This window comes from Psychrobacillus sp. OK028, from assembly GCF_900103605.1.
In the GTDB taxonomy this organism is placed as follows: Bacteria; Bacillota; Bacilli; order Bacillales_A; family Planococcaceae; genus Psychrobacillus.
In genome coordinates this window covers 66100-78832 of sequence record NZ_FNHY01000009.1, presented here as the reverse complement: position 1 = coordinate 78832, position 12733 = coordinate 66100, and the positions used below count along the sequence as shown (strand labels likewise).

Sequence of the window (12733 nt, the reverse complement as noted above, 5' to 3'; positions counted from 1 at the left end):
GGTTTAATGTTTAAAGATAAAACATTACTTATTACAGGTGGAACAGGATCATTTGGAAATGCTGTAATGAATCGCTTCTTAAATACCGATATAAAAGAAATTCGAATTTTTTCACGGGATGAGAAAAAACAAGATGATATGCGCAAATTATATAATAATAACAACAAACTGAAGTTCTATATAGGGGATGTAAGAGATTTAGCTAGTGTTAAGTACGCAATGCATGAAGTGGACTATGTCTTTCATGCTGCAGCTCTGAAGCAGGTTCCATCATGTGAATTTTTTCCAATGGAAGCAGTTAAAACAAATGTCATTGGGACAGAAAATGTATTGAATGCATCTATTGAATATGGAGTGAAAAAGGTAATTTGTCTCTCAACAGATAAAGCGGCTTATCCAATAAATGCAATGGGCATCTCAAAAGCCATGATGGAAAAAGTCGTTGTTGCAAAAGCAAAAACTGTTATTCCTGAACAAACACTAATCTGTGCAACAAGATACGGTAATGTTATGGCTTCCCGTGGATCGGTTATCCCACTATTCGTAGAACAATTGAAAGCAGGAAAAGCACTAACGGTAACAGATCCAGAAATGACAAGATTTTTAATGAGTTTAGAAGAAGCTGTTGATCTAGTAATATTTGCATTTCAACACGCCAATTCAGGAGATATTATGGTGCAAAAATCACCAGCATCAACAATTGCTGACTTGGCACAAGCAATAAAAGAATTATTTAAAGTTAATAATGAAATCAAGATTATTGGAACAAGACATGGAGAAAAACTTTTTGAAACGTTATTAACTAAAGAAGAAAATGTTGTTGCCGATGATTTAAAAGGGTTTTATAGAGTTCCAGCAGATAATCGGGATTTAAATTACGATAAATATTTTGAAGAAGGAAATAAAAACCTTTTATCGGACGAAGAATACAACTCTCATAATACCGATCGACTATCAATTGAACAGATAAAAGTTAAACTACTTCAATTACCTTATATTCAAAGTGAATTGAAAGGATGGAAAACCCTTTGAAAATTCTTATAACTGGAGCATCCGGTTTTGTTGGTAAAAACTTAGTTGCAGAATTGAAAAATAGAGGGTATGAGGATCTATTTTTATTTACGAGAGAAAATACATTGGAAAATCTCAAACAATTTACAAAAGAATGTGAGTTTGTTTTTCATTTGGCAGGTATAAACAGACCGGAAAATGAAGAAGAATTTATGGAAGGTAACTTCCGGTTTACTTCTAAACTGTTAGAATTTCTAAAGATGCATAATAACAAATCACCTGTTCTTATTACTTCATCGATCCAAGCGGAAAAAAATACTTCTTATGGTGAAAGTAAAAAGTTGGCAGAAGAAGTAATATTCAACTTCTCAAAAGAAACAGGAGGAGAGGTCTATGTATATAGGCTTCCCAATTTGTTCGGAAAATGGAGTAAACCTAATTATAATTCAGTAGTAGCAACATATTGTTATAATATTGCAAGAAATTTAGACATTAAAGTTAATGATCCAGAAGCGGAGCTTACTCTTTGTTATATAGACGATGTTTTAGAGGAATTTGTAGGAGCATTACAGGGCTCACCTACAAAACTCAATAATAGTTATTGCACCATACAAAAAACCTATCCAATTAAACTTGATGAATTAGTAGATCATATTGAAAGTTTCAAAGAGAGTAGAACGACATTAAGTATACCTAATATGGAAGATGACTTCACGAAAAAGCTTTATAGTACATATTTAAGCTTTTTACCTAAGGACCAGTTTTCATATGATCTTAAGATGAATGTAGATAATAGAGGTTCATTCACCGAATTTCTGCGAACATCTGATAGAGGACAAGTTTCAGTGAATGTGTCCAAACCAGGAATTACAAAAGGTAACCACTGGCATCATACTAAAAATGAAAAGTTTCTAGTGGTGAGCGGGGAAGGCCTCATAAGATTCAGGGAAATTCATTCGGCAGATATTATTGAATACCAAGTAAGTGGTGAAAAACTTCAGGTAGTCGATATTCCTGTAGGATATTCACATTCAATTGTAAATATTGGTGATAGCGATCTGGTCACTGTTATGTGGGTAAATGAGTGTTTTAATCCTAAAAATCCAGATACTTCCTATTTAGAGGTATAACTATGAAAAAATTAAAAGTCATGACAGTAGTTGGTACTAGACCAGAGATTATACGATTGTCAGCTGTTATAAATAAATTAGAAGAGTCTAATGCTATTGAACATATACTTGTTCATACGGGACAAAACTATGATTATGAACTAAATGAAGTGTTTTTTAAAGATTTTAATTTAAATAAGCCAAATTTTTTCCTAAATGCTGCTGCTATAACAGCAGTTGAAACCATTGGAAATATCCTAATTAATATAGATTCTATTATGGAAGAAGTAAAACCAGATGCCTTGCTAGTCTTAGGAGATACAAATAGTTGTTTATGTGCAATAGCAGCAAAAAGAAGGCATATTCCCATTTTTCATATGGAAGCTGGAAATAGATGCTTTGATCAGAGGGTTCCGGAAGAAACGAATAGAAAGATTGTCGATCATATTGCCGACATTAACTTAACTTATAGTGATATTGCTAGAGAGTATTTGTTAAGAGAGGGTTTGCCTGCAGATAGAATTATTAAAACTGGAAGTCCGATGTTTGAAGTTCTCAACACTAGAAAAGATGATATCGAAAAATCAGCTATATTAGAGAGCTTGGGACTTGAGGAAGGAAAATATTTTGTAGTGTCTGCACACAGAGAAGAAAATATTAATACGGAAACTAATTTTTTAGATTTAGTTGATAGTTTAAATGCTCTTGCAAAAAAGTTTCATATGCCTGTGATTGTAAGTACGCACCCTAGAACGAAAAGTATGATAAATACTAAGGGAATAGAGTTTAACCCATTGGTTAAAACAATAAAACCACTAGGATTTAATGATTATATTAAGCTTCAAACTAAAGCAAAAGCAGTTTTAAGTGATAGTGGGACTATAAGTGAAGAATCTTCCATACTTAGGTTTAGAGCACTTAATTTAAGACAAGCACATGAAAGACCAGAGGCGATGGAAGAGGCAGCAGTAATGATGGTTGGTTTAAAAAAAGAAAGAATATTGCAGGGATTAGAGATATTGGAAACTCAATATACTAATACTTTGAGAGAAGTGGCTGATTATAGTATGCCAAACGTCTCAGATAAGGTACTGAGGATAATTATTTCATATACAGATTATGTGAATAGAATTGTTTGGAGTAACAACAAATGAAAGTACTACAGATAAACTCCGTCTGTGGAATAGGAAGTACAGGTAGAATAGCAACGGATATCCATGACATTTTATTAAAGCAGGGACATGAGAGCTATATTGCATATGGTAGAGGCACTCCACAAAATTGTGATACAGCACTTAGAGTAGGAACAGACTTTGATAATTATTCACATGTTGCTTTAACAAGAATTTATGATAAACACGGATTTGGTTCAACGAAAGCTACAAGTAAATTTATCAAAGAAGTAGAAAAGTTAGATCCAGATATCATTCATTTGCATAACATTCACGGTTATTTTATTAATATAGAAATACTATTCGAATATCTTAAAAGATCGAATAAACCTGTTATTTGGACTTTACATGATTGTTGGTCTTTTACAGGACACTGCAGTCACTTTGATTTTATTGATTGTAACAAGTGGAAAACAGGATGCTTTAAATGTCCACAAACAAAAGAATATCCTAGCAGTTTGATGTGTGATAATTCTGAAAATAATTACTTTATGAAGAAAAAAATATTTAAAGGTGTAAAAAATCTTACTATCGTGACTCCTTCTAAATGGCTAGCAGGGTTAGTAGAGAAATCCTTCCTGGGTGAATATCCAATTAAGATAATTAATAACGGAATAGATTTAAATGTTTTTAAACCAACAAAAAGCAGTATTAAGAAGAAACAAAATTTAACAGATGATTTTATTATTTTAGGTGTTGCAAGCGGATGGAGTGAAAGGAAGGGTTTTAAGAACTTTATCGAATTATCGAATAGATTAAACGATAATGAAAAGATAATTTTGGTAGGTCTTACCGAAAAGCAAAAAAAAGGACTCCCACCTAACGTTGTTGGAATAACCCGTACAAATAACGTGAAAGAATTAGCAGAGATTTATACATTAGCGGATGTCTTTGTAAATTTGACATTAGAGGATAACTTTCCTACCACTAATTTAGAGTCGTTAGCTTGTGGTACACCTGTTATCACATACAATACTGGGGGAAGTGTAGAAAGTATAGATAGTAAAAGTGGTTTTATAGTAGCACAAGGAAATATTACCCAGGTTCTTGATTTAATACGTATGCTAAAAAACGAAGATAAAGGAATTTATACAGATAAATGTATAGAACGCTCTATATTACTCTATGACAAAGATAAATGTTTCAAAGAATATATAAATTTATATTCTAGATAGATATATTACTCTATTTTTTTTGAGGAATTTTTCCAAAGAAGGATGATATCATTGGAAAATAAGATTACTAAAAACTTCCTAAAAAGATACTTTGTTTTATGCAGTATTACACTATTTGTAATAACTTATTTAATTTCTATCTTTAAAAACCTTATTAATTTTGATCCAATTATTTTAACAACTTTTATTATTATAGGTGGACTTAGTTTTTATAATTCAATAACATCTTTAAAATATGAGTTCAGTTTATATAAAATTCATGGTTATTTTTTTCTGATTTTTTTATTTTTAGCACCTTTACATCAATATGTAACTAGGTCATTCCCATGGCAATGGAATATTAATGAGAGAGTAATTATTTTAGGAAATCTTCTAATTATAGTTTGGTTAATAATTTATTTAACGACATATTTTTTGATGCCAGCTGCAAAAAAAACAGGTCATTTCTTACCACAAGGCAATAAGTATATTATTCTAGGATTTTTCTTAACAGTATTGTCCTCAGTAATTACGGTCTTCAGTGTGGGGGGGATACCTAATTTATTTTCAAGGGCAGGAGCAGATGCACCTGTTTTGCAATCAATTTCTTTAATACTAAGTACATCGGTTAGGCCGTTTCCAGCACTTTTTTTTAGTTACTTATTTATTATATCCCGAGAAAAAAATGAGTTTAAAAGATTAAGATTCTTATTGATTATAGTTTTAATTATAGTTGTAATAACTAATTTTCCAACTGCAGTTTCGAGATATCATGCCGCGGCTGTTTATATTGGTATTATTTTATTAATTTTCAATAAGAAAATTTCTTTTGATATCTTATTCTTAATAGGAATAGTTATAATTTTTCCGACACTAGATTTATTTAGAAGATCTACATTTGGTGATGTGTTCTCAGATATGACATTTCAGTTTATTGAACTATCAAGTGGTCATTTTGATGCATATTCAATGTTAATGCGCACAATTGAGGTTGTAATAATTGAAGGACCTTCTAATGGTTATCAATTGTTGGGAGCGTTATTGTTTTTTATACCTAGATCTCTATGGATAACCAAACCTGTTGGATCAGGAGCTTATGTAGGGGAATCATTGGGTCTAGAATTTCTTAATATATCTTCCCCTTTAATTGCTGAGGTGCTAATAAACTTTGGATTTGTATTTTTTATAATTGGTCCATTTTTATTGGGAATCTTAAATAAAAAAATTGATACAAGATACTGGAACTATAATGAACCCCTACGATTTATAAGTATTTATTTTCTTTTTTTTATTGGATTTTTCTTTTTTATTCTAAGAGGTGACCTATTGAGTAGCTTTGCATATACAATAGGCTTTTATATTCCTTTGTTAATATTTAATCTGATATACAAATTTAAAATTAATTAGTTTAATCCCCTATTTACTAGGATCATTAAAATTTTATATTAATTTTAATACAAGATACCGAAAAATAATTTGGGTAGAAATTTCAATATGATATATATTCAAATTTGCATATTGAATTCATTATAGTATAAAAAGGAAGTGAGTTTTGAAAGTAGCCATTATGCAACCTTATTTTCTCCCGTATATAGGATATTGGCAATTAATTAACGCAGTTGATAAATTCGTAATCTACGATGATGTAAATTTTATAAAGCGTGGATGGATAAATAGAAATAACATATTAGTGAATGGACAGTCTAAGTTATTTAATGTGAGATTAAATAAGGTTAGTCAAAATAAGCTAATTAATGAAATTGAGGTTAGTCACGATCTTAATTATAACGAGGACTTACTAAAAACAATCGGAGCATCATATAGTAAAGCTCCTTTTATTGAGAAAGTTTTTCCTATAGTGGAGAGTGTGATAAACCAAACTGAAAAGAATCTAGCAAAATACCTAGAGTTTTCGATTAAAGAGGTTTGTCGTTATTTAAGTATTGATACAGAAATAATAAATTCTTCAGAAATCCCTAAAAGAAGCGGACTTAAAGGGCAAGCTAAGATTATAGAAATTTGCAATTTGCTTTCATCAGAGCAATACATTAATCCAATTGGTGGTCAATCTTTATATTCAAATCTTGATTTTGAATTACATGGTATTGAACTAAAGTTCTTGAAAACTAATGATATAAGATACCCTCAATTTGTTAAAAATAAATTTGTACCTAATTTATCAATATTGGATGTCATGATGTTCAATTCACTAGAACAAATAAATTTAATGTTAGACGATTTTGAGCTTATATATTAGAAGATAAAATGAGAATTCCTAACAAATAAATTTTGTGTTAGCATCAGTTTTATTTTCTTATAAAACAAACTTAATAAGAATGGAGGATCATTTGGAACTCGTTTTCATAAACACCTTTAAACATTTGAGTATATACGAGAAGGAATGGTTAGCAATATTAGAAGCAAACCAAAATACAAACCCGTTTTTAGAGTATGAGTATGTTTATAGTTTGTGGGAAGCTTTAGGGGAAGAAAAAGGTGTAGAAATCTATGCGGTAAAAGAGCATAACCGAATTATTGCATTTTTTCCTTTTCAATTTAAACAAACTTGGTTTGGTTATAAGCTTTATTTTATAGCTCAGGATGAAGGTAATTGTATGGATATTATTGCAAAAGACCGAGATAAAGATCGAATTATTATGTTTGTTTTTGATGCATTAATTAAAAGAAAGAAGAGTATCGTTTTCTCTCTAAATGGTTTATTAGAAAGTGGAGATACTTTGAATAAGTTATCTCGTTATTTACAAGCTAGAAGTATGAAAGAATATTCACGAGTGGATGCTTTCCAATTAAATTACAAGTATATTCCTAAAGAATCTTCCAATGCATTCTATACAAAAGTTATGTTTTCAACAAATACCTTAAGAGCCAAAACGTATAGGAATATCTTATGGACTAAAGAGATGGTTACTGCCAAATTTATTAGAAAATCAAAAATGAATGGTTAAATACTGGGTGCATTTTATATAGCTAGATTTTGAATAAGCCTGGAAAACTCCAGAGAGGTTCTTGCTTAATTCATGAACCTCTACAGGCTTATCTTATCTTATCTTATCTTATCTTATCTTATCTTATCTTAAATGATACAAATCACGTCTTCTTTTATGCTATTCCATACTTCCGCTCAAGCCCCACAAGCTCTGCATCCTCATTTCGATTGCCAAATATTAAATCCTTTAATATTTGTGATCCTAGCATGCTATATACTGTTCCATTGCCACCATATCCAAGTAGATAAAAGTGATTTTTCTTTGTTGGATGTTCTCCTATGAATGGAATATTGTCAATTGACTCACCAAAGCTTGCAGCATACGCATAATCTATCTGAATATCGTAGGCAGGGAAGAGCTCCTTTGCTTGTTGCAATAAGTTTTCTGCTCGCTGTTGAATGATTTCATCAGATTCTGGTGCTTCTGGTTTATCCTCATCTAATCCCCCCACAATTAACCTTCCGTCAACTGTTGATCGAATATATAAATAAGGTCGCTTTGTTTCCCATATTAACGCTTGTTCATACCAATCACTAAAACTTGGAATGGGGTTGCTGACAAATGCATAGGAACGATTAATATCGGCTCCAATCCGCTTACCTACAGGAGTTGTTTCATAGCCTGTTGTGTAGGTGATTTGTTTGGCATAAAAGGATTGACCAGATGTACGTATTTCTAAAGAATCGTTGTTCTCAAATACATCCAATACCTCTGTATATGGAAATAAATGTACTCCTAACGCCTCAAGCTTTGTTAAAATTCCATGGACAAACTTCAGTGGATTAATCTCTGCATCTCCAAATGTTACTAATGCTCCATGTTTTGAAAAAGGCATTTTTTCAGCCATTTCATTTCTTCCCCAATAGTCGCAAGGAAAGCCATATTTTTTCAAAGTATCATATTCAGCTTTTATCTTTTCTACATCGTTTTCATCGCTAGCAAAACAAATGCTTGGTCTCCGGATAAAGTCTACTTCGAAGGGAAGGCCCCTAGCAATATTTTCTAGGTAATCCATAGATTCATAGCAAAGCTGATAGAATCGAACAGCATCCTTTTCGCCTATTTGTCCGATTAGCTCATGCAGCATAATATCGTTGGAGTATTGCAGTAGTCCTGTATTTGCACTAGAGCTACCTGTTGCAATCTCGCGTTTGTCTAATATTGCTATTTTCAGACCACTTTCTGCTAATGCAAGTGCAGTAAGTGATCCGGACATCCCAGAGCCAACTATTACGACATCATATATATCTAGTTTTTCATAAGTTGTTTTAGGTGTGAACTGCTTTGTAGTAGTTGGCCAATAAAGTGATCCATTATGTATTTTCATCTTTCTTTCTCCATTCTATCAGTTTCAAACTATATACCCAATGTTTAATAGATTGAATCCACTCGTGTTATAATAAGTTAACTATAAAAAAAGGGTGTTTGAAATGACTCAGGAAAAACCACATGTATTAGTAATAGATGGAATGGCATTATTATTTAGATCGTTTTTTGCCACTGCAATGTCTGGGAATTATTTTAATAATGACAAAGGAATTCCGACAAATGCAGTACAGGGATTTGCTCGCCATGTATTGGCCGCACAAAATTTAATGAAGCCAACACATATGGCTGTTTGCTGGGATAAAGGCATGCTGACATTTAGAAATGAGTTATTTGACGGCTATAAAGCAAACCGTCCTAAGCCAGCTGAAGAACTTATACCACAGTTCGATATGGCACAGGAGTTATCGGAGCATTTGGGATGGATGAATTTTGGAATAGTTGGAATGGAAGCGGATGATACAATTGCTTCGATTACACATAAATGGAAAGATGATGCTAGGTTTACGATAGTTAGTGGAGATAAAGATCTTCTTCAATTACTTGAGCCATCCACAGAAATTGCATTTACGAAAAAGGGATTTACAATTTATGATGTATACAATGAAGATCGATTCCTTGAAGAATACGGTATTTCCCCATTACTTTTCCCCGATGTAAAGGCATTTATGGGAGATTCTAGTGATGGCTATGCGGGAGTGAAGGGGATTGGACCAAAAACAGCACTACAGCTTGTCAAAACCTATGGCAATGTCGATAAAGTAATAGAAGCATTGCCACTTTTGAAAGTAGGTCAACGAACGAAAATTGAAACGGATTTAGAGATGTTAAAGCTTTCCAAAGAGTTGGCTACTATTCGTAGGGATGTGCCAATAGAAGCAGAGTTAGACCATTTACTAATCGGAGATATCTCTTCGGAAAAGCATGACTTTTTATATGAACATGGTTATACAATTTTGGCTAGGCAGCTTCAGAAATAATTATGTCCCTAATGGAGTTATTTGAACAAACGTTAATATGGAAGCATTATCTGCATAGCGAACTCTTCTAATCTGACTGGGACGATTTCTGCCGCCGTTATCATGGATTATTAGTATTATTTCATTATCTACTAATTCATAGCCTAAAAGAGGAACCCAGTGATAGGAAAAAGAGAATTTTTTGTTCCACTTAAGCGAAAAGTATTTATCGAATTTTAATGCGACGGGTCTTCCTTCTTTCAATTCGTTTAAAGCTACTTGCAATGTACATTTGTTTACTTTCCAATTAGGTCCGAGTAATTTTCGCATCTTTCGAATAAAACGATAGGTAAATAACCCAATGCGCGTTCCACCTAATTTATTATATAAAACATTAGGTGGAAAGGGGGATGCTTGAGGAAGCAAATAATTTAACAAAACGTAAGCAGTAACTGGTCCACACGCAGAAGCTCGGTAATTTGCTTGTATCGATGCATCATATTGAGAAAAACCTTGAACCCGAAGCTGTACTTTCATGTTCGACCTCCTAATAATAGAGTTTTCCTTTTACACTTGGGAAACTCTTTTTTTAAATCTAATAAAATTTTTATTTTCTTAATTGTTCGTCTAATCTATAATACAATTTAACATAATCGTTAATAGAGGGGGAAATGGAATGATTAGGTTACTACAAACAGAGGACTGGAAACAAGCAGCCGATATTGCTTCACTTGCATATCCTGGGATGCTCATCCAGTCGGACGAAAAGAAAAAAGAATTCATAGAGCGGTTGGAAACAGAACAAAGTCAAGATAATGATATTCAATTTTTTGGTTGTTTTGATGAACAGAGTGATGAGCTTTTAGGAATATTTCGGGTAAATGATTTTGAATGTAATATTAATGGGAAATTCCAGCGTATATTCGGTATCGGCATGGTCGCTGTTCATTTATTACATAAAAAAGAAAAAATCGCTTTTAAACTACTTTCGTATTTTCATAACTATGCTCGGCAAGAAAATATTGCACTCGTTTCGCTTTATCCATTTAATCCAAGCTTTTATCGGAAAATGGGTTATGGCTACGGACCATTACGATATGAATTTAAATTTAAACCAGGAGCCCTCATAACAGATGGCAATAAAAGTAAGGTGAAATTTTTGTCACCATCGGATGAAGAGGCTATCGTATCTCTATATAATGAATACGCTCAGAAAAATCATGGAATGTTCAAAAGAACTTGGAAGGAAAGGGAATACATTAAAGCTAGGAAAACATATTATGTTGGGGTAGAAGAAGAAAATCGTCTAGTAGGTGCCCTAGCTTTCACTTTGGAACCGGTAAAAGATAGTCATTTTCTACATCAGCATATGATTATTCATGAATGGATATGGAGCAATCCAAGTGCTTATAAACAACTAGCTTCTTGGGTAAGTTCACAGCAGGACCAAGTAGATCGAGTTATTTTCCCTACGAATGATAAGTCCTTAGTCTATAGTCTTTCTAATCCCATGAATGATTCCAATCATGTAATTCCAAGTGTGTATCATGAAGTGGCAGCGTCAGGTTCGGGAATCATGTATCGTATTACTAATATAGAAACATTTGTTAATGATACTAATTTTCACGGTTTAGGAAAACCTCAAGGAAATACTAAGGTTTTGTTAGAAGTGGAGGATTCATTTATACCTGAGCAGCAAGGGATATATGAATTGTCTTATAGTAGTGACCAGTGGAAAATCCATAAAGTTGAGAGGAACCATGGTCAAGCAAATATTTCTATCGGGATTCATGATTTAAGTTCATGGTGGATGGGTTGTGTAACGATAGAATCGCTTTATAATTACGGGGAAGTGAAGGTGCAACAGCAAAATCCAAAAGAACTAGACGACTGGTTCAAACCAAAGAATGGGCCAATTTGTTTTACATCTTTTTAAACATTAACTAGTGTTCTAGTTAACAGCAAAAAAAGGAGAGTTGCTTTTAATAGCAATTCTCCATAACAATTTTTATTTAATACTGATGGATTTTTTTGATTCTACTAAAAGCTTGTTCAAGGCATCACGGAAACTTTTATATGTCTCGATGTCCACTTGAATACTAGCGTGAACAATTTCACGGATAAACCGAGGATTGAACCCTACATACATGGGGCGTATTCCCATTAATCGAAGGGAGCTATTTAAACTGGAAATGGACATAGCAAGTTCGTTGTAATCGAATGATTCCACATCTTCTACATTAACTCCAGTAAAGTCAAAGACTGCATGTTCTATTTCTTTATGCTCTCCGATATAGTGGAGTGTTTTCGTCTGTATATTTTCAAAGCGCTCTCTAAACATATATCCAGCTATCGGTATTAGTATAGTCTTCGGCACGATCGAAGGAATTATGGGAGTAGAAATTGTATTAATAATTCGCTCGTAATAAGCAATTTTTTCTTTAAGTTCAATTATTTCTTGTTCTTGGGACATCTTGGTAAGCACCTCTGTTTTATTTCATATTATACTATATTATTAGTTCACAAAGTGTGAAAAATAAAAGGCTGCTTCTTGACGAAACAGCCTTTTAATTATTAGTTTGTGCCTCTAGAAATTCAGTTACTGTGCTCCTGCGCGAAGCTCGTCGCAGTATAACATTTAGAAGCTTGGTCTTAGAGATACTTTCTTACTTAGTTTGTGCCTCTAGAAATTCAGTTACCTGCTCAGGTGATTTTGCATTTGCACTATGTAGATGTGCTTTTTTCTCGCCATTTTGGTAAATAAGAAGACTTGGGATACCCATTACTTCGTATTTCTCAGCAACTTCTGGAAGTTCGTCACGATTGACTTCGTACCAAGTATACTGGTTATATTCTTCAACGATTGGATCGATGAACATTTCCATACGACGGCAATCAGGACACCAGCCAGCTTCAAATTTTACTAAAACCTCTTTGTCTCCAGAAATAATTTCGTTGAATTGTTCAGTAGTTGTAATTTTTTGCATGTTTTAT

General features: G+C 32.9%; 13 protein-coding genes. 9 read left to right on the top strand and 4 right to left on the bottom strand.

Annotated elements, in window-relative coordinates:
* The first annotated feature begins 6 nt into the window (after positions 1-6).
* The 7 genes from BLR36_RS15215 (at position 7) to BLR36_RS15185 (ending at position 7412) form a co-directional block, all read left to right on the top strand.
* Positions 7-1032, top strand: coding sequence for a polysaccharide biosynthesis protein (locus tag BLR36_RS15215; RefSeq protein WP_093062598.1), 1026 nt, complete (start codon positions 7-9; stop codon positions 1030-1032).
* Complete coding sequence (locus tag BLR36_RS15210; RefSeq protein ID WP_093062597.1) at positions 1029-2141, top strand: polysaccharide biosynthesis C-terminal domain-containing protein; 1113 nt, start codon at positions 1029-1031, stop codon at positions 2139-2141. The genes BLR36_RS15215 and BLR36_RS15210 overlap by 4 nt, the downstream gene beginning before the upstream one ends.
* 2 nt (positions 2142-2143) lie before the next feature.
* Positions 2144-3274, top strand: coding sequence for a non-hydrolyzing UDP-N-acetylglucosamine 2-epimerase (wecB, locus tag BLR36_RS15205; protein WP_093062596.1), 1131 nt, complete (start codon positions 2144-2146; stop codon positions 3272-3274).
* Positions 3271-4467, top strand: coding sequence for a glycosyltransferase (locus BLR36_RS15200; RefSeq protein WP_093062595.1), 1197 nt, complete (start codon positions 3271-3273; stop codon positions 4465-4467). The genes wecB and BLR36_RS15200 overlap by 4 nt, the downstream gene beginning before the upstream one ends.
* 51 nt (positions 4468-4518) lie before the next feature.
* Positions 4519-5853 (top strand): O-antigen polysaccharide polymerase Wzy, encoded by a 1335-nt coding sequence (locus BLR36_RS15195; protein ID WP_093062594.1) that lies wholly within the window; start codon positions 4519-4521, stop codon positions 5851-5853.
* A gap of 145 nt (positions 5854-5998) precedes the next feature.
* On the top strand, positions 5999-6703 hold the full coding sequence (locus BLR36_RS15190) for a WbqC family protein (RefSeq protein WP_093062593.1): 705 nt from the start codon (positions 5999-6001) through the stop codon (positions 6701-6703).
* A gap of 91 nt (positions 6704-6794) precedes the next feature.
* Positions 6795-7412: a GNAT family N-acetyltransferase gene (locus BLR36_RS15185; RefSeq protein WP_093062592.1), complete on the top strand. Its 618-nt coding sequence runs from the start codon at positions 6795-6797 to the stop codon at positions 7410-7412.
* A gap of 154 nt (positions 7413-7566) precedes the next feature.
* Here the strand turns inward: BLR36_RS15185 and BLR36_RS15180 are convergent, their stop codons facing one another.
* The gene (locus BLR36_RS15180; RefSeq protein ID WP_093062591.1) at positions 7567-8781 is read right to left on the bottom strand and encodes an NAD(P)/FAD-dependent oxidoreductase; all 1215 of its coding nucleotides are present in this window, start codon (positions 8779-8781) and stop codon (positions 7567-7569) included.
* Positions 8782-8884: 103 nt separating this feature from the next.
* On the opposite strand from BLR36_RS15180, the gene BLR36_RS15175 reads away from it, so the two are divergent.
* Positions 8885-9760, top strand: coding sequence for a 5'-3' exonuclease (locus BLR36_RS15175; protein WP_093062590.1), 876 nt, complete (start codon positions 8885-8887; stop codon positions 9758-9760).
* On the opposite strand, the gene BLR36_RS15170 is transcribed toward BLR36_RS15175, so the two are convergent.
* Complete coding sequence (locus BLR36_RS15170; protein ID WP_093062589.1) at positions 9761-10276, bottom strand: C39 family peptidase; 516 nt, start codon at positions 10274-10276, stop codon at positions 9761-9763. It abuts the gene before it with no gap.
* A 139-nt stretch (positions 10277-10415) separates the two neighbouring features.
* Between BLR36_RS15170 and eis the strand changes: the two genes are divergently transcribed.
* Positions 10416-11675: a GNAT family N-acetyltransferase gene (gene eis, locus BLR36_RS15165; RefSeq protein ID WP_093062588.1), complete on the top strand. Its 1260-nt coding sequence runs from the start codon at positions 10416-10418 to the stop codon at positions 11673-11675.
* A gap of 72 nt (positions 11676-11747) precedes the next feature.
* On the opposite strand, the gene BLR36_RS15160 is transcribed toward eis, so the two are convergent.
* A complete protein-coding gene (locus BLR36_RS15160; protein WP_093062587.1) occupies positions 11748-12212 on the bottom strand; it encodes an STAS domain-containing protein in 465 nt (154 codons plus the stop codon).
* Between the two features lie 193 nt (positions 12213-12405).
* Positions 12406-12726: a thioredoxin family protein gene (locus tag BLR36_RS15155; protein ID WP_093062586.1), complete on the bottom strand. Its 321-nt coding sequence runs from the start codon at positions 12724-12726 to the stop codon at positions 12406-12408.
* Between the last annotated feature and the right edge of the window lie 7 nt (positions 12727-12733).